This window comes from Betaproteobacteria bacterium (assembly GCA_016713305.1).
In the GTDB taxonomy this organism is placed as follows: Bacteria; Pseudomonadota; Gammaproteobacteria; order Burkholderiales.
The window spans coordinates 85233-105022 of record JADJPK010000007.1 but is presented as its reverse complement, the minus strand read 5'-3'; the positions used below and the strand labels follow the sequence as shown (position 1 = coordinate 105022).

The 19790-nt window shown below is 67.3% G+C and carries 21 protein-coding genes and 1 pseudogene; 1 reads left to right on the top strand and 21 read right to left on the bottom strand.

What is annotated here, in order from left to right; genetic code table 11:
• Positions 1 to 54: 54 nt before the first annotated feature.
• From IPK20_08630 to IPK20_08570, 13 genes and pseudogenes are all read right to left on the bottom strand, one after another.
• The gene (locus IPK20_08630) at positions 55 to 633 is read right to left on the bottom strand and encodes an NAD(P)H-dependent oxidoreductase (GenBank protein MBK8016776.1); all 579 of its coding nucleotides are present in this window, start codon (positions 631 to 633) and stop codon (positions 55 to 57) included.
• 265 nt (positions 634 to 898) lie between these two features.
• On the bottom strand, positions 899 to 1273 hold the full coding sequence (hpxZ, locus tag IPK20_08625; protein MBK8016775.1) for an oxalurate catabolism protein HpxZ: 375 nt from the start codon (positions 1271 to 1273) through the stop codon (positions 899 to 901).
• Positions 1270 to 2658 (bottom strand): AtzE family amidohydrolase, encoded by a 1389-nt coding sequence (locus tag IPK20_08620; protein ID MBK8016774.1) that lies wholly within the window; start codon positions 2656 to 2658, stop codon positions 1270 to 1272. The genes hpxZ and IPK20_08620 overlap by 4 nt, the downstream gene beginning before the upstream one ends.
• A gap of 1 nt (position 2659) precedes the next feature.
• A complete protein-coding gene (locus IPK20_08615; protein ID MBK8016773.1) occupies positions 2660 to 2869 on the bottom strand; it encodes a DUF4089 domain-containing protein in 210 nt (69 codons plus the stop codon).
• Between the two features lie 69 nt (positions 2870 to 2938).
• A complete protein-coding gene (locus IPK20_08610) occupies positions 2939 to 3667 on the bottom strand; it encodes a cysteine hydrolase (GenBank protein MBK8016772.1) in 729 nt (242 codons plus the stop codon).
• Positions 3668 to 3669: 2 nt separating this feature from the next.
• A pseudogene (locus IPK20_08605) lies at positions 3670 to 5223 on the bottom strand (ABC transporter ATP-binding protein).
• The gene (locus tag IPK20_08600) at positions 5223 to 5921 is read right to left on the bottom strand and encodes a cysteine hydrolase (protein ID MBK8016771.1); all 699 of its coding nucleotides are present in this window, start codon (positions 5919 to 5921) and stop codon (positions 5223 to 5225) included. The pseudogene IPK20_08605 and the gene IPK20_08600 overlap by 1 nt, the downstream one beginning before the upstream one ends.
• Positions 5914 to 6933 (bottom strand): formamidase, encoded by a 1020-nt coding sequence (locus tag IPK20_08595; GenBank protein ID MBK8016770.1) that lies wholly within the window; start codon positions 6931 to 6933, stop codon positions 5914 to 5916. Before IPK20_08595 ends, IPK20_08600 begins: the two co-directional genes overlap by 8 nt.
• A gap of 73 nt (positions 6934 to 7006) precedes the next feature.
• Positions 7007 to 7930, bottom strand: a complete 924-nt coding sequence (locus tag IPK20_08590) for an ABC transporter permease (protein ID MBK8016769.1) — start codon at positions 7928 to 7930, stop codon at positions 7007 to 7009.
• A 35-nt stretch (positions 7931 to 7965) separates the two neighbouring features.
• On the bottom strand, positions 7966 to 9081 hold the full coding sequence (locus IPK20_08585; GenBank protein MBK8016768.1) for an ABC transporter permease: 1116 nt from the start codon (positions 9079 to 9081) through the stop codon (positions 7966 to 7968).
• Between the two features lie 28 nt (positions 9082 to 9109).
• Positions 9110 to 10234 (bottom strand): BMP family ABC transporter substrate-binding protein, encoded by a 1125-nt coding sequence (locus IPK20_08580; GenBank protein ID MBK8016767.1) that lies wholly within the window; start codon positions 10232 to 10234, stop codon positions 9110 to 9112.
• Between the two features lie 425 nt (positions 10235 to 10659).
• Entirely contained in the window at positions 10660 to 12165 is a 1506-nt protein-coding gene (locus tag IPK20_08575; GenBank protein ID MBK8016766.1) for a methyl-accepting chemotaxis protein, read from the bottom strand.
• A gap of 13 nt (positions 12166 to 12178) precedes the next feature.
• Positions 12179 to 12337 (bottom strand): hypothetical protein, encoded by a 159-nt coding sequence (locus tag IPK20_08570; GenBank protein ID MBK8016765.1) that lies wholly within the window; start codon positions 12335 to 12337, stop codon positions 12179 to 12181.
• A gap of 130 nt (positions 12338 to 12467) precedes the next feature.
• On the opposite strand from IPK20_08570, the gene larA reads away from it, so the two are divergent.
• Complete coding sequence (gene larA, locus IPK20_08565) at positions 12468 to 13754, top strand: nickel-dependent lactate racemase (GenBank protein MBK8016764.1); 1287 nt, start codon at positions 12468 to 12470, stop codon at positions 13752 to 13754.
• A gap of 325 nt (positions 13755 to 14079) precedes the next feature.
• Here larA and IPK20_08560 read toward each other — a convergent pair whose 3' ends face one another.
• From IPK20_08560 to narJ, 8 genes are all read right to left on the bottom strand, one after another.
• Entirely contained in the window at positions 14080 to 15372 is a 1293-nt protein-coding gene (locus IPK20_08560; protein ID MBK8016763.1) for an alginate export family protein, read from the bottom strand.
• Between the two features lie 64 nt (positions 15373 to 15436).
• On the bottom strand, positions 15437 to 15835 hold the full coding sequence (locus IPK20_08555) for a SirB2 family protein (protein MBK8016762.1): 399 nt from the start codon (positions 15833 to 15835) through the stop codon (positions 15437 to 15439).
• 5 nt (positions 15836 to 15840) lie between these two features.
• Complete coding sequence (locus IPK20_08550) at positions 15841 to 16581, bottom strand: MBL fold metallo-hydrolase (GenBank protein MBK8016761.1); 741 nt, start codon at positions 16579 to 16581, stop codon at positions 15841 to 15843.
• On the bottom strand, positions 16578 to 17213 hold the full coding sequence (locus IPK20_08545) for a chemotaxis protein (protein MBK8016760.1): 636 nt from the start codon (positions 17211 to 17213) through the stop codon (positions 16578 to 16580). Before IPK20_08545 ends, IPK20_08550 begins: the two co-directional genes overlap by 4 nt.
• Positions 17200 to 17670, bottom strand: coding sequence for a hypothetical protein (locus IPK20_08540; GenBank protein ID MBK8016759.1), 471 nt, complete (start codon positions 17668 to 17670; stop codon positions 17200 to 17202). The genes IPK20_08545 and IPK20_08540 overlap by 14 nt, the downstream gene beginning before the upstream one ends.
• Before the next feature lie 3 nt (positions 17671 to 17673).
• Entirely contained in the window at positions 17674 to 18339 is a 666-nt protein-coding gene (locus IPK20_08535) for a peptidylprolyl isomerase (GenBank protein ID MBK8016758.1), read from the bottom strand.
• A complete protein-coding gene (narI, locus tag IPK20_08530) occupies positions 18339 to 19055 on the bottom strand; it encodes a respiratory nitrate reductase subunit gamma (GenBank protein ID MBK8016757.1) in 717 nt (238 codons plus the stop codon). The genes IPK20_08535 and narI overlap by 1 nt, the downstream gene beginning before the upstream one ends.
• 16 nt (positions 19056 to 19071) lie before the next feature.
• A complete protein-coding gene (narJ, locus tag IPK20_08525; GenBank protein MBK8016756.1) occupies positions 19072 to 19773 on the bottom strand; it encodes a nitrate reductase molybdenum cofactor assembly chaperone in 702 nt (233 codons plus the stop codon).
• Positions 19774 to 19790: the final 17 nt, after the last annotated feature.

The following is a 19790-nucleotide window of genomic DNA, read 5'->3' as shown; positions in this document are numbered from 1 at the left end:
CGCCGCGCCGCCGCTCCAAGGCAGTGCATGCGCTCCGCAGCGGGGCACCGGCAGTCAGCGGCGCCATGCGGCGGCCGTCCGCACGACCTCTCCGGCAACCGCATGGAGCGCGGCTGCCACCTTGGGATCGCGCAGGTTGCCTGCCTCGTCGAAGGCTTCGTGCGCGCGGGCGATGCCCAGCCGCTTCGCGATCACGTTGCACCCGAGATTCATCAGGACATGCCGGGTCATGTCCATGGACCGCAACGCGGCGAACTGTCCTGGCGTCGCTCCGATGAGACCCGCCACCTTGCCGTCGTAGGGCAACGTGCCCGCTTCGTCTCCCGACTGGCGCGAGACCCAGTCGATCGTGTTCTTGAGCACCGCCGTGATCCCGGCGTTGTACTCGGGACAGGCGATGATGAGGCCGTCGCTGGCGATGAACAGATCCTTGAGCCTGCGGGCGTTCGGCGGCAGACCCTGGGCGGCCTCCAGATCGCCGTCGAACAGCGGCAGGGGATAGTCGCGCAGGTCGATCTGCGTGACATCCGCGCCCGCCGCCGAGGCGGCCGCGGAGGCGAGCCTGGCCGCCTTCTTGTTGTAGGACGCCGCGCGCAGACTGCCGGCGAAGACGAGCACCTTCGGTGGGTTCATGGGACGTTCCTGTCGCCGGCATCGGCGGCGACGGCCTGGGGAAGATGCGAATACTGTACGCGGGAATCGACCCGCGGCCGGAAGCAGGGGACGTCCAGACGCCGGCGCCGTCGCGAAGATCGGGCTCCGCGTCGAGACGACCCGCACCCCCGCCACCCGTTGCCGGCTCGGCAAGCTTGCGCTCGAGGCTCATGTGCCCCCAGGCGGAATGCTGGCGAAGCCGGCATCCGCGGGGACGCCCCCCGGGTGAACCGCGCGAAACGCGTCAGGCCATGAAGCTCACGTGCGCGGCCACGATGCGCCAGCCCTCCGGCATGCGCACCCACGTCTGGCTCTGGCGGCCGATCCGCTCCACGGGCGGCCGGGAGAACTCCGTGTTGGCTGTGGCGAAATCCTCTCCGTACGTCGTGATCACCGTGCGAGCGAGCGTGCGCGCAAGCCCCGCCGGCGAACGCGCCGCACGGAAGGCTGCGATCTCGTCGTGACCGTGGAGATTCTCGGCGATGCCGTAGCGCAGGGTGCGCGCATCCCGCCAGAAGAGCTCGTCCAGCACGTCCACGTCGTTGGAGACGAGCGCGATCTCGTAGCGCTCGAACATGCGCGTCACTTCCTCCACCACATGGGGAAGATCGATGTTCATCGTCGCGTGACCTCGGCGAGCCTGGCCTTGGCAATGCCCAGCCGTTCGAGATGCGCCGCGGCACGCAGACAGAGATCCTCGCGCCACGGCGCGGCGATGATCTGCACGCCGATGGGCAGGGATCCCACGCCTTCGATGGGCACGGCGGCCACGGGCAGGCCGATGCAGGACACAGGCTGGGTGAAGAGTCCCAGATTGGGGCGGAGGGGAAGACGCTGGCCGTTGAGTTGCAGCCAGTCCTGACCGACCGTGGTGGCCGGCACGGGCGTGGCCGGCGCCACGAGCAGATCGTAGCGGTTGAAGATCTCGAGCACGCGTTCGAGGAACCAGCCCCGCAGTTTCTGGGCCTGCATATACCACGACCCGGGCTGGATCACGCCCGCGGCGAGCCGGTCGCGCGAGTGCGGTTCCATCTCGGCGTACCGGGTCCTGAGTTCCGGCAGCCGCAGCGTGCCGCCCTCCGTGGCCGTGATGACGAAGGCGGCTGCCCGGGCGCGCTCCACCTCGGGCAGTTCGATGTCGCCGAGCGAGCCGAGCGCCGTGGCCGCCCGCATCGAGGCGGTGCGCGCGTAGTCGGAGGCCCACTCGTCGAAGTAGCCGGTCAGGCGCGCCACCCGCAGTTCGCCCCACGGCTGGCCGAGGCGATGACCCGTGCTCTGTGTCGCCCGCTGAGCGCAGGCCGGGTCTGCCGGATCCGGTCCCTGCAGGACGTCGTAGGCTGCAGCGAGATCCGCCGCGGTGGTCGCGAAGGGACCGAGATGATCGAGATTGGCGACGAACGGATAGCTGCCCGTCCTGGGAAGCCGCCCGAAGGTCGGCTTGAGTCCGAAGATACCGCACAGGGACGAAGGCACGCGGATGGATCCGTTGGTATCGGAGCCCAGCGTCAATGGCACCATGCCGGCCGCGACAGCCGCGGCGGACCCGCCGGAGGAGCCCCCGACGATGCGGTCGTGATCGTGCGGATTGCGCGTCACGCCGAAGGCGGTGTTCTCGGTGGTGAAACCGTAGGCGTAGGCGTCCATGTTGAGCGTCCCCACCAGCACGGCACCGGCTCGAGCGAGGCGTTTGACGAGCTCGGCGTCGGCGTCGGCCGGGGCGCTCCGGCCGCGCGTGGCGGCCCCCGCCAACGTCGGCAGCCCGGCCACGTCGAAAAGATTCTTGACGGCGACGGGCACGCCTGCCAGCGGCCCGACGGAACGGCCGGCGCGCAGCGCGGCGTCCACGGCTTCGGCCTCGCGGCGCGCGCGGTCCGCCGTGACCGTCGTGAAGCAGTTGAGGGCCCCATCGTCGCGAGCGATTGCCGCGAGCGCGTCCTCGACGACCTGCCGGGCGGGCACGGCGCCGCTGCCGACCAGGCGGGCGATTTCGAGCGCAGTGCGCATGTCAGTCGAGCCTCAGGAGGGCTGCCGGGTCACGTTCTTCCGGCAGCTCGAACGCCGTCACGAGCGACGCCATGCGGGCATTGCGGGCGAACACCTCCGCCACGCGCTCGAGCGCTGCGTCGTCCAGCGGAAGATCCTGTGCCTCGCATGCGGCCCGCACGTAGGTGCGAACCTCCTCCACGGCGACATCGGGCCTGCAGAGTCCTCTCATCCCGTCACTCCCTGCCTCGCCGGCATGCGGCCGGAGGCTGTGGGTACCGCACACGCTGTCCGCATGCGTTCACGCGTTTCCGCTGCGCGCGGCCGGTGCCGTGGCCCGAAGGCCCAGCGCCGCTTCCCACTGCGCACAGGTCGCGGTCCAGCCGACGATGCCGCCCTGGGCCCGGATCATCTCGATCGCGGCCTGCTTGAACTCCGGAAAATAGCTCTCCGTCGCGTCTTCGATCAGCAGGCTGTCGTAGCCGCGATCGTTGGCCTCGCGCATGGACGTCTGCACGCACACCTCGGTCGTCACGCCCGCGAACACCAGCTTCCCGATACCACGGTGCCGCAGGATCTCCGCCAGCGGCGTGGCGTAGAACGCGCCCTTGCCTGGCTTGTCCAGTTCGATCTCGCCCGGCACCGGTCCCACCGCGGGGAGGATCGCGTTGCCGGGTTCACCGGACACGAGGATCCGCCCCATCGGCCCGCCGTCGCCGATGCGTACCCGGGGGTTGCCGCGCAGCCGCTTGGCGGGCGGACAGTCGGCGAGGTCCGGCCGATGGGATTCCCGTGTGTGGATGATCGTCATGCCCGCCGCCCTGCATGCGGCGAGGAGGCGGGCGACAGTGGGCACGATGCCGGCAAGCCGGCGCACGTCGTTGCCCAGCATCTCGCCGAAGCCGCCCGGTTCGATGAAGTCCCGCTGCATGTCGATGACGACCAGCGCCGTGTGTGCGGGAACGCATTCGAATGCGTACGGACGGGCGCCCGGCACAGTGACCATGGACGTGTGCAGACCGGCGTTCATCGTCATGCGGCCTCCCTGTGACCGGCCATGGAGCGTCCGATGAGCCCCACGTCCACCGAATCGTTGGGCGTTTCGAGGACGAGCCGTCCGCCGAACATCACCACGATGCGGTCGGACAATTCCAGCAGTTCGTCCAGGTCCTCGCTGATCAGAAGGACCGCCGCACCGCGGTCGCGTGCCGCGACAATGCGCGCGTGGATGTCCGCGACGGCGGCGAAGTCGAGGCCGAACACCGGATTGGCGACGATCAGCACGGAGACTTCCTCCGACAGTTCGCGCGCCAGCACTGCTCGCTGCACGTTGCCGCCGGACAGGGTGCGGATCGGCGCCCGCGGACCACGCGTCTTCACCTGGTATTCCGCCACCAGTCTGCGCGCTTCGCGAAACAGCGCGCCCTATCTCACCCACCTGCGCCGGGCCAGCGGCGGCCGGTCGAAGCGGCGCAGCGCCATGTTCTCCGCCACGGAGAGTCCAGGCACGCAACCGTTTCGCAGCGGTTCCTCCGGCAGGGCGAACACGCGGTGGAGATGCATTTCGCCGCGCCGGGCACGGAAGGGCGCGCCATGCACGCTCACCTGTCCCGATTCCCGCGCACGCTGGCCCAGCAGCGCCTCGAAGAACTGCCGCTGGCCGTTGCCCGACACACCTGCGACGCCGACGATCTCGCCGCCGCGCACGTCGAGGGATTCGATATCGACGGCCTTGAGGCCGGCATCGTCGAGAACCTGCAGGCCGCGCACCGACAGGCGGACCTCGCCTGGCGGCTTGCCCGCCGTCCGGTGCGCAGGGGCCATGCCGGCCTCCTTCTGGCCAATCATCATCTCGGCAAGCCTGGACGGATCCAGGTCGGCGACCTCGCCCTCTCCCACCAGCCTGCCCCGCCGGAGCACCGACACCCGGTCGGCGAACGCCATCACCTCGCGGAACTTGTGCGTGATGAGCAGCACCGTGATCTCGCCGGCCCGCGTCATCGCGCGCAGCATGCCCAGCACTTCGTCCGCCTCCTGCGGCGTGAGCACGGAAGTGGGCTCGTCGAGAATCATGAAGCGGCGCTGCAGGTAGAGCTGCTTGACGATCTCGACCTTCTGCTTCTCGCCCGCGGCCAGACTCGACGCGGGCGCGTCGAGGTCGAGGCGGAACGGCACGGTATTGAGGAAAGCATCGAGCCGCGCACGTTCCGCACGCCAGTTCACCACCCGGGGAACGTCGTCCCGGGCCATGACGAGATTCTCCGCCACCGTCATGCTGGGGACGAGGGTGAAATGCTGATAGACCATGCCCACACCCAGCGCATGTGCGTGGTGAGGCGTGCGCACCTCCTGCTCGCGGCCGTCCACGAGAATCTGCCCCGATTCCGGCGGGTGGTAACCGACCAGGCACTTCACCAGCGTGCTCTTGCCCGCGCCGTTCTCGCCCATCAGGGCGTGGAAGGACCCCGGCTTCACGTGCACGCTCACGTCGTCCAGCGCCGTGAAACTGCCGAAGCGTTTCGTCACGCCCAGCATCTGCACTTCGAGCGCCCGGTCCGGCGCGGCGGGAGGCTCCAGAACACGCATCAGGAGATCGCTCCGATCAGCGCGTCCGACGAGGCGACCGCGCCGAATACGCCCCCCTGCATCTTGATCATCTTGATCGCGGCGAGATGGTTGCCGTAGTCGGTGGCGCCGGTGCAGTCCTCGAGCACCAGGCATTCGAATCCCCGGTCGTTCGCCTCGCGCATGGTGGTGTGCACACAGACGTCCGTGGTGATGCCGGTGAGCACCAGATTGCGGATGCCGCGAGTGCGCAGGATGAGTTCGAGATCGGTCGCGCAAAACGAGCCCTTGCCCGGTTTGTCCAGCACGACCTCGCCCTGAGCGGGCGCGAGTTCCGGAATGATCTCCCAGCCCGGCTCACCACGGACGAGAATGCGCCCGCAGGGACCCGGATCGCCGATGCCTGCGCCGATGCGCCGCGATCGCCACCGCTTGTTCTCGGGTAGATCGGAGAGATCGGGACGGTGTCCCTCCCGAGTGTGGATGACCGCATATCCGCCGGCCCTTGCCGCCGCCAGCACCCGGCGGATGGGCTCGATCGGCGCTCGGGTGAGGGACAGGTCGTAACCCATCTTGTCGACGTACCCGCCCACGCCGCAGAAATCGGTCTGCATGTCGATGATGACGAGCGCCGTGTTCTGCGGCCGAAGGTCGCCGTCGAACGGCCAGGGGTAAGGATCGGCGGCCACATGACGGCCCGGGCTTGCGGCATCAGGCATAGCGGCGCTCCTCGTCGGATTCGGGGACGTAATCGCGGGTGGGTGCGGGAAAGCCGCAGGACGTGCCGTCGGTGTGCACCACCTCCGCTTCCCAGGGCAGCCGGTACCTGCCGGCCACCAGGTCGCGCATGTAGGTGTAGGGGCAGTCCCGCGCGCCGCCCCTCACGGCGGTGTAGCTGCGGTGCCCGAACTGGTAGATGTTGTTCTCCACGCCCCAGTGCCGGCTCGCTTCGCCCACCAGGTCCGGACGCACTTCGCACGTCACGATCTCGTCCGGGCGGCCGCCGCCGGCGGCGATCACCGAACCGTCGAAGTTCACGAACATGGCCTCGCCCATGGAGTCGAACGTGCCATCCGAGCCGCACATGCACACGCTGGCGGTCACCATGAGATTGCAGAACGCGTTCGCCTGGTTGGTGAACTTCCAGCTGTCGCGGATCGGGGCCGTGTAGCCTGCGGTGCGGATCATGATCTCCGCGCCCTGATAGGCGGCCTCGCGCGCCATCTCGGGAAACATTCCGTCGTGGCAGATGATGAGCGCGATCTTCGAACCCTTCGGACCGGTGCACACGCGAACGCCCAGGTCGCCCGGCTCCCAGGGCTCCACCGGCACCCAGGGGTGCAGCTTGCGGTAGTAGAGCTGGATCTCGCCAGCATCGTCGATGATGAGGCCGCTGTTGAACGGATTGCCGCGCGGGTTGAACTCCATGATGGAGAAGCAGCCCCAGACACGGTTATCGATGCAGGCCTGGCGGAATGCCGCCACCTCCGGTCCATCGAGCCGGCACATGATCGCCGGATTCGTGTCCATGGACAGGCCGTGCAACGCGTATTCGGGAAACACCACCAGATCCAGCGTGGCCATGTTGCGCCTGGCCTTCGCGACCATGGCGCAGATCTGCCGCGTCTGCGCGGCAAGATCCTCCGGCGTGACGACGACGGGCAGCTGCAGTTGCACCAGCCCCATCACCACGCCCTGGGGTGACTTGTTGAGTCCGCCGAGTCCGTTCATCGCCGTTGCCTCTCTCCTCTCTTCGTGGATGTCATGGCGCCACGCCCTTCGGCATCCCGGCAGCAGTGCGGGTTCATCGCGTCACGCTCAGTTCGCCGGGCGCGCCCGCAAGCGTCCGCTTCGGCGAACACGTGGCGATCATGATGACGAGCGTCAACACATAGGGCGCCGCATTGAACAGGTAGTAGCCACTGGTGATGCCCACCGACTGCAGCGCCGGCCCCAGGGCGGCCGCGCCCCCGAACAGCAGCGCCGCCCAGAAGCATGCGAGCGGCCGCCAGCGCGCGAAGATCACCAGCGCCACGGCCATCAGGCCCTGCCCGCTCGACAGGCCTTCGTTCCAGCTTCCCGGGTAGTACAGCGAAAGAAAGGATCCGCCGATGCCGGACAGGAAACTGCCCCCCGCCGTGGCGGCGAAGCGGACGCCCGCAACGCTGTATCCCATGGCGCGCGCGGCATCCGCACTGTCGCCCACCATCCTCACCACCATGCCCCAGCGGGTGTTGCGGAAGGCCCAGTGCAAGGCGATCGCCAGCAGGATTCCCACGACGAACAGCACGTTGATCTGCAGGGCCGCCTGGATCTGGGGGTAAGCAGACCAGCCCCCGAGCGGAATGGCCGGCAGCGTCGGCGCCTGCGGCTGCACGAACGGTTTGCCCAGGAAGAACGCGACGCCGGTGCCGAACAGCATGAGGCCGATGCCCACGGCGATGTCGTTCACGCGCGGCAGATTGCAGATGAGCGCGTGCAGCATGCCGAGCAACAAGCCCGCGAAACCCGCGGCGATCACGCCCAGCCAGGGATTACCGGTGAGATAGGACACGGCATAGGCGCTCATGGCGCCCATCACCAGCACGCCTTCCAGACCCAGGTTGATGCGACCACTCTTCTCGGTGAGGCATTCTCCCAGGCTCACGAAGAGAAATGGGGTGCTCACGCGCAGCGCACCGCCGAACACCGCGATGGGCACACCGAGCCAGCCGAGGGAGGAGTCCATGCGGTTCCGTCAGGAGTGCATCGAGGATCGGCGCATCACGTCCGGCCGTCCGTCTGGAAGATGCGCAAACGGCCGTAGAGCGTTTCGGAGGCCAGGATGGTCATGAACGCGATGCCCTGCAGCACCAGCACCGTCGCGTCCGGAAGATCCAGCCGGCGCTGCAGCATTCCACCGCTCGCGTTGATGCCTCCGAGCAGTATGGCGACAGGAACCACCGCGAGCGGATTGTGCCGGGCGATGAACGCCACCAGGATGCCGGCGTAACCGTAGCCAGCGATCACCGAGGCGTTCGCGGCGCCATGCACCGCGGCGACTTCCACCATTCCGGCGAGCCCCGCGGCGGCACCGCCGAGAAAGCAGCTGCCGACCACGAGAGTGCCCACGGGAAGCCCGACGAGACGGGCTGCCCGCATGTTGCCTCCGACCACGCGAACGGCGAACCCGTGCGTGGAGTAACGGGTCAGCACGAAGGCAGCCACGCAGAAGACGATCCCGTAGACGAGACCCCAATGGACATCCAGGCCCGGAAGCGAACCGACCATCACGCTGTCGCCGATGGGCATGGTGGAGGGCTTGTTGAGACTGGCCGGATCGCGCAGAGGCCCTTCCACCAGGTGATTGAAGATCGCGACCGCGATGTAGGTGAGCAACAGGCTGCTGATCGTCTCGTTGACGCCGCGGAAGTGGCGCAGCGCGCCGGCGGCGGCGATCCAGGCGCCTCCGATCGCCATGGCGGACAGTGCCATGGCCACCTGCACCGTGAGGGGAGACAGACCCGCGCCGGCCAGACGGTGTCCGGCCACGGCTGCGGCGAGCGCTCCGAGCACGAGCGCCCCTTCGCCCCCGATCACGATGAGGCCCGCTTGTGCCGGCAGGGCGACGCACAGCGCCGTCAGGATGATCGGCGCTGCGCGTGCGAGCGTGTTCTGCCAGGCGAAGGACGAGCTGAATCCGCCCTTGTAGATGTAGCCGTAGACCTCGGCCGGCGACTTGCCCACGAAAGCGATGAAGATCCCGAAGATGACCAAGGCGAGCAGCAGCGCCGCGACGGGAATGAGCAGCGCCTCGGCGCCACGCCGGATCGCGTCGAGCGCCACCGGATGCGCGGTGGCGGGCGGCGCGGAACCGGCGGCGATCGCCGGGGCGGTCATGCGGGCGGTGCTCCGCGCGAGCCGGAGGTCAGACCTTGCCGATGACGCCCGCGACGAGGTAGTTCATCTGCTCGAGCGCGACGTCTGTCTGCTTCTGCGTCGTGCCGGCCGGGATGACCGTCTTGCCTGAATTGTCCTTCAGCGGTCCCTTGAAGATCACGTGCTCGCCTTTCATCATGGAGGCCTTCACGCCATCGGCCTGTTTGCGCGCCGCTTCGGACACGGACTTGCCATAGGCCGAAGTCTTCACGAATCCTTCCTTCAGGCCGCCGCGCAGGAAGTTCTGCAGCGGCTTCCCGGCCTGCGCCGCCTTGACGTGCTCGGTGTAGGGCGTGAGCCAGTTCCACTCGGCCCCGGTGAGGTAGCCCTTGGGGGCCAGGGCAGACTGGTCCGCGTGGTAGCCGCACACGTGGATGCCGCGACGCTCGCACGTCTCCACGATCACCTTGGGACTGTCCACGTGCATGGTCAGGACGTCGACGCCCTGGTCGATGAGACTGTTCGCGGCCTCGGCTTCCTTCACCGGCAGCAGCCAGTCACCGGTGAACACGACCTGGGTCGTGATGTCGGGCTTCACGCTCTGCGCGCCCAGCGTGAACGCATTGATGTTCCGGAGCACCTGAGGAATGGGCTTCGCCGCGATGAACCCGAGCTTCTTCGACTTGGTGGCGTGCGCCGCGACGACACCGTTGAGGTACTGGCACTCGTCGATGTAACCGAAGTAGCTCGCCGTGTTCCTGGGATGCTTGCCGTCCGTCCAGAGTCCGCCGCAATGGGCGAATCGCACCTTGGGATACTTCTCCGCCATCCGCAGCATGTGCGGATCGAAATAGCCGAACGACGTGGGGAAGACGAGGCTCGCGCCATCCTCCTCGATCATGGACGCCATGACTTTCTGCACGTCCGTGGTTTCGGCCACCTTTTCCTGCTCGATCACCGTGACACCGGCCATCTTCTTGATGGCGGCGGCGGCCTGCGCCTGTGCCTGGCTGTATCCGTAGTCATCCTTCGGGCCGACGTAGATCACACCCACGACCAGCTTGTCGGCCGCGAAGCCGCGCAAGGGCAGCGCGGCGGTTCCTGCCGAGACGCCGAGGGCCGACAGGGCCTTGAGCACATCGCGACGGCTGCCGTTGAAACGATGATCGTCCATGCTGGGCACGCTCCTCTGAAGGGGAAGACTGCATTCGCCTCCGCGGGGTGCGGAGGTCATTGTTCTCGCCGCTACCGGACTGCAATGGCCGTGCCCATGCCGATGCAGAGGACATCGCAGAGCGGGAACGCCGTCGGCATGTGCACCGGGATCGAATGCAGTGCACAGTTGCAGTGCCCCGGCCTGGACCGTCCGCACCGCCTTCGTGCAATGGGGATCGTCACGCGAAACGCCTGCCTCCTGACAGAACAGTCAGAGCCGGCGGGGGGTGAGGTACCGATCAGCAGGCAGAGAAACGCCACGCGCGCCGATGGCCGGCGCGCGCTCGTCAGTGGATGTCAGGGGTCAGGAGCCGCGCTGCGACGGCCGCGACGGACGATGGGGTGTGGTGCGGCTCCCTCGCCGCAAGACTCCGGAACGGAGGATCAGGCCACGCGGAACCGGCTCAGCACGTCGCGCAGCTTGCGCGCGTCGTCGTCCAGCGTGGTGGCCTCGGTGGCGATGCCCGCGGTGGCGGCGGCGGCGGATTCCGCCATCTGCGTGAGCCGCTCCACATGCCTCGATATCTCGCCCGAAGCGACGTGCTGCTCCTGCATCGCCCCGGATATGCCTTCGACGACGGCATCGACCGATGTCACCTTCTCGGTGATCGCGCCGATCGATTCTCCTGCCCGGCCGGCGTGGGACACGCCCGATTCCACACGGCTCACCGCATCGCCAATGCCTTCCAGCACCGACTCCTTGGCGCTGCGCATCTCGTTCATCATCTGGGTGATCTCGCTGGTCGACAGCGACGTCCGCTCGGCGAGCTTGCGCACCTCGTCGGCGACGACGGCGAAACCCCGTCCCAGTTCCCCGGCCCGTGCGGCCTCGATGGCCGCATTCAGCGCAAGCAGATTGGTCTGGTCCGCGACATCCTTGATGATGTTCACGACTTCGACGGCACGCTCCGACTTGCTGCCCAGTTCCTCCACGCTCCGGGACGCCGCCGAGATCACGGCGGCGATCGAGGACATCTCGTCGATGGTTTCCTTCACCACCCGCGCACCGCTGCGTGCCGCCTCCATGGACGAACCGGCAAGCTGCCGGGCATTGCCCGAGGTTTCGTTGATCCGGTCGATGGAGGACGTCATCTCCTCCACGGCGGCGACCACCGCTTCGGTCGACCGGCTCTGCTCGTCCGCGCGCTGCGCCAGTTCCGCCGCAGTCGCCTTCAGCCGTCCGGAGACCGATCCCATCGCGTCGGCGGCGTGGGACGCCTCGACCAGCGTGCGCTTGAGCTCCGACTGCATGCGCGCCGCGGCGATCAGCACAGGGCGGTTCGTGGCCGCCGGAAACGGGAAGTCCAGATGTCCATCCGACGCCCTGCGGGTGAACGTCGCGATGATCGTTCCGTCCTCCACCATGCTCCGCAGCACCGACGCCACATAGCAGAGAAGGCCGGACTCCACCACCACGTAGACGGCGTGGACCAGCACCCGGCCGAACCCGGCCGGTTGCGGGAAGACGAAGACCGCGACGCCCGCGCTCTGCATCCACGCGAACCCCACGTGATGAACCGCGATGACGGCTGCGGCCATCACGATCGGCCGCCAGTCGCAATAGAGCACCAGCAATGCGAGCAGCACGAAGACGCCGAAGTGCGCCTCCAGTTCGCCCTGGACCTGATGAATGAGCACTCCGGTGAGAACCATGAAGGATGCCGCGACTGCCAGGCGTGTCACCAGCGCGCCGGGAGCCAGACGGTAGATGAGGGCCGGCACGATGGCGGCAGGCACCGCGAGGACCAGCGCGGGTACCCAGCTTCCGTTCCAGAGCGCCACGCACAGACTGGCCACGACATGGGCCGCCAGCGCGGCCAGAAGGATCCTGTCGGCTCGCGTGCGGAATGCTTCGAGCCCCTCGTCGTCCTGATGTGAACCGGTGTTCATGGTGCTCCCTGGGTCAGTTGAGGATCGCGCGGCACATGCCCCGTTCGACCGCGGAAGCGGCTTCAAAGTCCCATAGCGTCCACACGGAGGCGGTCAGCCATCCTGCCAGCAGCGTCCACGCGAGAAGACTGCGGCGGCGTACCTGGGCCCTGGGAGACGTCGAACGATCCATGGTGTCAATATCGGCAGTGCGGGTGGGCCCTTGAGCGGAAAGGTCCTTCTGTCCTTTCCCGACCCCGTGACCCACGGAACGCCGGTGCTATAGTCGGCGGCGATGCCGTTCGCCCAGAAGGTCCCGACCGATGCAAGTAGAACTGAGTTATGGGCGGGGCACCCTGCCCGTCGCCCTCCCCCCGCAGGCGAAGATCACCGTCATCCGCAAGCCTGCCATGCCCGTCCTGCCGGACCCTGCAGGCGCCGTCGAGGCCGCACTCGCCGCCCCCGTGGGTTCGGACCGCCTGCAGGCGATTGCCCGCGGCAAGTCGTCGGCCTGCATCCTGATATGCGACATCACCCGTCCCGTTCCCAACGGGCTGCTGTTGCCGCCGCTGGTCCGGACACTGCTGGCCGCCGGCATTCCTGCCGACCGCATCGTCGTGCTGGTCGCCACCGGACTGCATCGCCCGAACCTGGGCGCGGAACTGGACGAACTGGTCGGTGACCGCTGGGTCCGCGAGACGGTGCGGGTCGAGAACCACTACGCCCGCAACGACGAGGATCACGTGGATCTGGGGCGCACTCCCCATGGAACGGCCGTCCGGCTCGACCGGCGATTCGTCGAAGCCGAGTTGCGGATCGTCACCGGCCTCGTGGAACCGCACTTCATGGCGGGCTACTCCGGCGGCCGCAAGGTCATCGCACCCGGCATCGCGCACGCCGAGACCATCACGACGTTCCACAGCCACCGGTTCATGGCCGACCCGGCCGCGGAGAACTGCGTGCTGGAGGGCAATCCGCTGCACCGGGAGCAGCTTGCGATCGTCGGCATGGTCGGTGAAGTGTTCGCAGTCAACACCGTGCTGGACGAGCATCGCCGCCTTTCCTTCGTCAATTTCGGGGAGGTCGTCGCGAGCCACCTGGAAGCGGTGGAGTTCATCGGCCGCTATGCCCGGGTTCCGGTGAACCGGCGCTTCGGCACCGTGGTCACCAGCGCCGCAGGCTATCCTCTGGACAAGACGTACTACCAGACGGTGAAGGGCATGGTGGCGCCTCTGGACATTCTCGCTCCCGGCGGCAATCTCATCATCGCATCGGAGTGCTCCGAAGGCATGGGATCGTCCGAATACGTCGAAGCGCAGAAGCGCCTCATCGGTCTGGGTCCGGATGGATTCCTCTCCGCAATCTCGGTCAAGAGCCACGCCGACATCGACGAATGGCAGACCCAGATGCAGGTGAAGCCGATGCGGGTGGGTCGGGTGCGGCTCTATGCCGGCAAGCTCGGGCCCCAGGACAGGCCCCTCACGGGCGTCGACATGATCGACGCGGTGGACGACGCGGTCGCGCGCAGCATCCGCGAAACCGGCGATCCCCACGTCGCCGTGATTCCGGAAGGCCCTTACGTCGTCCCGGTCTATCAGGCGTCCGCGTGAGCCGGGCCCGTCCCGGCCAGGCGGCGCCGAAAGCAAAGCCTGGGAATGCGCGATTCGTGGCCACCCGCGCCCGGTCGGCGTCCGGACTCCCGGGTGGCAGACCCGGTGACCCGACACCGCCCACGGTACCGCACCGGTAGAGCGGGAAACCCATTCGAGGAAGTCTTCCGGGCCTGTCGCTGCCCGGTGACACGAAGCCGCCTCGACCCGCGCTTCGTGCAACACGTTTGCATCACGGACGTACCTGTGCTCTAATCGCCTCAGCTCGATTCCCGCAACACAGATGCATCACGGATGTTCCGGCATGCTGATGCGGGTGATCCTGTCACAAGCCCCACCTTGATCGCTCTCTCCTCCGGGGTCTTGTCTTGCGTGCCCGGGCCATGGCGCCCGGGCCTTTCTTTTCCGGCCAGCCCCTTCGTCGGCAGTTCACCAGTTGTAGATCGCCGTCACCCACAGCTTGGTCGTATCCCGCTTGCGGGCACCTGCCGGGGTCAGCACGTCGTCCTCGTCGAACCGGCCAAACTCGAACTTGCCCGTGAACTGTTTCGTGAATGCGTACGTGACCCCAAGATCCCACTCGCTGCCATAGCGGATCCCCCCCACGTCCGAGCGCAGATCGTGATACTCGGTGTAGACCTGAACGCCGGCGATCGTGGCTCCGCCGGACACGAACGAATCGCGGATCCCCTGCGCCGGGGTGGCAGGAACTGGTCCGCCCAGCCCTGGAACAGGTGGTTCGTCCCCAGGGGCGTCTGAAAGGCGTAGAGGCCGTTGTTGCTGCCCAGATGCTCGTGATCGAAACGGACGAACAGCTTGTCCCGCTGGACTCCCCCGCCGAGTCGCCAGTACGAGGCGTCGATCCGGTTGTCCCCGTCTGCGTAACTGTCCTGCTTGGCATACTCCGCCGTGTACAGGGCCTTGTAGGCGGGAGACAGCGGCCACGCCCCGTTCGCGCGCACCCCCACGATGCGGTTCGAGTTGTCGGCAAAGCCCGTCGCCTGACCGGTGTTCGGCTGGTCCTGCAGATAGGCGAAGGCCACCAGCTGGTTGTCGGGCCTGTAGGTCCAGGCGGCGCGGAACAGATCGATGCGCGTCTGCCGTTGCAGCGCGTAGATGTTCTTGACCCGTTCGAAGTGCGCGTATTGCAGTTCCAGGTCGGGGAGCGAGCGGTTCTCGACGAGGGCCCGTTGAAGACCTGCATCACCTGCCGGAACTCCACGTTGCCGATGTAGCGGACGTTGTCCAGCTTGAGCGACATGCGTCCCACGCGGATCTTCGTCTGCGGCAGACCGGTGTAGTCGAGGTACAGCTGGTTGACGTCGGTGTTCTCGGGGTCCGCCACCGTGGGATACACGGCGGAGGCCAGCGGGGTGTCGTTGTAGTTCTGGTCGCCGATGCGCGCGACGTTGATGGCCTCCGCGTAGAGGCTGAATCCCTGGTACGGCAGCGTGCGCCAGCCGAGCAGCGTCCGGTTGGTGAAAGCATCGGCATTGTCCGTCTTGCCGTCCTGTTCCACGTGTTCGTAGCGGGGCCGCAGATTGAAGGTCAGCTTGCCGCCGGTCAGTGCTTCGTTCAGGCTCGAAGCTGACGGTGGAGCGGCGTCCGCAGCCAGCACGACCGGCACATCCCCGACCCCGTGGCCAAAGCGAATGCGCAGAAGGCTGCGCTCGTTCGAATTGTCATCCTGCTCTCCAGAGTGGCGCGAGCACGGCGCTCTTGGTGACGGCCACGCCCACGATGTAAAGAAACACTGCCTGTGCACCGATCCATGCGGCGACGCGGATCCGCGTCGGCCGTGCCCAGCGGAAGGCGGCCATGCCCAGAGCGATGTAAGCGACAAGAAGCGACAGCTTGGCCGCAAGAAAGCCATGCATCGCAGGCACGACGAACCAGTGGCTCGCCAGGTACACGGCTGACAGCAGCAGCACCGAATCGACGGCATGCGGTACCACCCGCACCCATCGCCGGCCGCTCATCGGCGAACCGGTGAAGCGCCAGATCCCGCGCGTCACGAACAGGGCGTAGCTGATGGCGGCACAGCACATGTGCACGATCTTCACGGTGCCATAGGCGTCCATGCGGTTCAGTCGTCCAGCACGCCGACGTCCAGCGCCGCGAACCACTCGATGAAACGCCCCACGCTTCTGCCACGGTAGATGGCCCCGTGCTGAGGACACAGCATGTCGATCTCCATCGACGACACGCGTTCGCACCACTGGTCTCTGGCCCTGGCCGACCCCATCCAGCGCCGGTGAAACTTCTCGGCGTGCCGGATGTGCGAATCGAAGTCCTCGACATACAGGCCAGACTCGTCCGGCGGGAGCAGCGCTGCGCCGACGTCGCCCGAGAAGAGAATGCGCGCCTTGGGGTCGTACAGATGATGGTTGCCCGACGAATGCAGGTAGTGCGCGGGAATCGCTTCCAGCGTCAGTCCTTCGAGCGATATCTGTTTGCCCGCATCAGGAATGGGCAGGAAGGTATCTGCGGCACCGCCGAAGTGCGGAATGAAGCCGCACCACAGCCAGCTGACGTGGCAGCGCAGCGCGGGGTTGCACTGAAGCCAGAGCGCCAGGGAAGAGATGATGTCGGGGTCCTGATGCGAGGCGAAGATCTCGCGGATGCAGGTCGGATCCACTTGCGCGCTGATGGCCGAGAACACCTCGGGAAAGATCTCGGACCCGCCCGGATCGCACAGCAGGCCCGCGTCGCCGTTCAGCACCAGATATTCGTTCGTGTCGATCACGTAGTCCGGCCGGGCCGGATCTCTCGCGACGACCAGCCAGCGATGCTTGCCGTCCTGGTGGATCACGTGGCAGGTCTTCACTGTTCCGCCTCCCGCGCGTGGCGCTTGAGTGTGTCGATGGAGTCGATGATCTGCTGCACGGTGGCGCCGAACTCTTCCGCCACCTGGGACAGTGACGCCGCGTGAGGGCCTCCGTAGGCGGCCTCGATCCGCGAGGTGCGGGCGAGAACGGCGCCGAACTGGGCCAGCGTCTCGGCCTCGGAGAGCGTCTGGGCGAAGGACCGCCGGGTGCCCGCCAGTGCGCGGCGCCGGCGCTCTGCGTCCTTGGCGTGCTCCGCCAATGCCCGCTCGAGACGAGCAAGCCCGCCAGGTGATTCGGGGCCGGTGAGCGATCTGGCGCGCATCAGGGTCTGTTCGATACGGGTGCGCGAGGCATCCTCGGTCACTGCGCGCACGATCTCCGCCGTCAGGGTGCGCAGGCGCTCCATGGCGTGTTGCAGCTGATGGATGAAGTCGCGCAGTTCTCCCGACAGCACGCGAAATCCGAGAGCGCTGGAGCCGGCGCGCCGCGCAAGGAAGATCGCGTTGAGCGCCATGAGATTGACGCTGAAGGCAGTCCGGACGATGCGCTTGATCTCCTCGTTCACGGCCACCGCCTGCATCAGGCTGCGCGCGCAGTCGCGCTCGCCGGCCATGGCTCTAGAACCCGCCATGGACGCCAAGGACGGCTCCCCCGGTCGTTGCCAGAGACAGCAGCAGCAGCACCCAGTGAAGCCGGCCGATCAGATCGAAGGTCGCCCCGGGCCGCGTCGCCGCGCGATGCTGGAACCAGCGATGCAGCCACAGCGGCTCCAGGACGAACAGCATGAGGCTGAACAGGACCCAGATGGCGACCATGGCGTGCATCCACCAGAACCGGGGCAGGAAGAACCGCGGCCACAGGTCGAGCTCGATGACCAGGTACAGGCCGGACGCCCCGGCCAGGAGTGTCGTGAGCCTCGACTGCGCCGCGAACCGCCCTTCCAGCGCCTCGAAGAAGGCGACCCGGCGCCGTTCCTCCACGAGACGGCGTGTTGCCGGCAGCAGCACGGTCGTCACCATCGCCACGCCGCCGATCCAGAGAATGACGGCGATGACGTGCAGGGCCCGGGCGATGGCGAGATCGTTCACGCGTCACTGCACCAGCGGAGAGACGTCCACGCCGAGCGTGCCCTGCGTTCCGCGGCGAAGCATTTCGACGTACTGCCGCGCCGCCGTCTCCCAGGCGAGGCCCGTGAGCTGTGCCTCGATGGAGCCACGGACTTCCTCGAACGGCACCTTCCGGCCCGGCACGCGATGGTCGATCCGGACGACATGCAGACCGTAACGCGAACGGACGAGGCGCGGCGCAATGCCCTCGATCTCCGGATCGAAGAGCACGTCCCGGAGTTCGGGAACGACATCGTTCCTGCCGATCTGTCCGAGCCGCCCCCCCTGCTTCCCGGACGGACAGTTCGACAGCTGCTCGGCCGCCTGCTCGAACGTTCCCGGCTCCTCGCGCACCCGCAGCAGCGTGTTCTCGGCCTGGTGGAGAAGCGCACGCACGTCCACACCGGGTGTCACGGCGAAGAGAATGTGCGCGGCCTCCACAAGTTCGTCGGCAGTGAACTCCGCGACGTTGCGTTCGTAGTGCCGCTGGCACTCCGCCTCGGTCGGCTGCGGAACGGTGACCTCACGATCGAGCAGGGCCTCGATGCGGCCGTCGTCCGAGTCACCCTCAAGGCCCAGCGCGTCGGCTCGCTCCAGCAGCAGCGAGCGGATGCTTCGCAGCGGGCTGTCTGCGGTTTCGATGGCGTTCATCAGCCGGCCCTCCTCATCGGTGAACGTCCACGCGTCCGCACGATCTGGTACGGGCGCAGCGCGTAGGCGAGCGCACCGAATCCGCTCCAGATGTGCACCATGCGGGTGAAGGGAAACACGAGGAAGATGGTGAGTCCCAGGAACATGTGGAGCTTGAAGACCCACCCCGCCTCCGCGATGAGGTCGGCCGCCCCGCTGCGGAAGGTGACGATGTGCTGGGCCCAGGCCGCCAGCCGCACCATCATGCTTCCGTCCAGGTGCTGCGCGGAGAACGGCAGCGTCGCCAGGCCGAGCAGCAACTGCACCCAGAGAATCACCGCGATGGCGATGTCCGAACGTCGGCTGGTGGCCCGGATCCGGGGGTCGGACAGTCTGCGATGCAGCAGTATGGTCAGCCCGACGAACGCGGCGACTCCGGCCAGACCGCCCGAGACCATGGCCAGCAACTGCTTGTCGCCGGCGGACACGAAATGCTCGTAGACCCAGTGCGGCGTGAGCATCCCGAAGAAATGCCCGAACAGCAGGAACAGCACCCCGACGTGGAACAGGTTGGATCCCAGCCGGAGCTGACCGCGCCTCAGCAGTTGCGAGGAGTCGCTCTTCCACGTGTACTGCTCGCGGTCGAAGCGCAGGAGGCATCCGACGAAGAAGACGCCCAGGCAGACATAGGGGTAGATGCCGAACAGGAACTGATGCAGATAGTGGTCGATGTCCATTCCAGTCTCCTTTGACTCAGGCTGCGCGAGGCGAGTCCCGCAGCGCCGGTGATCCGTTCCAGCCCGTACCGCAGCCCCGCCCGGATGCGGCGGCGCTGCAGGACGCGTCGGCCGTGCCCGGACCGAACGCCGGTTGTTCCGCCCACAGCGCATCCATCGCTTCCCGTTCGGCTTCCGAGTCGACCGCAGCCGGTTCGCCCGGACGGCCGAGCCCTTCCTCCCCGGCCACATCCAGGAGGGCGGTGAAGACCGCGTGATAGGCGCTGCCCCGGTCCCGCAAATGCGTTCCCACGGACCGGAGGATGTGGGCGCAGTCCGAGAGCATTTCCCGCGCTTCCTTCACCGGCCGGCGGCTCAGGTATTCCAGCATCGCCGGCAGGTAGTCGGGCAGTTCCGAAGGCGCCAGGAAGAACCCGCCCTTCTCGTACACCTGGCGCAGATCCACCATCGCCTGCCCGCGATCGCGCGAATCGCCATGCACGTGCTCGAACAGGTGCAACGAGACCGACCGGTTGCGGTCGAACACGGCGACGTACTGCTCCTCCAGGTCGAGCGGATCCGACCCGGCCATCTCCTGCATGAGCACCTTGAGCGCACGCCGGCCGCCGGAACCCACCAGGCCTTCATCCACCATCACGGCGTGGAGATCGGGAAGCGCCTCGACCAGCGCCTCGGAGGGATAGTCGAGCAGGCTGCCCAGAACCTTGAATGTCTTCATGTCGTCTGTCTCCGTGG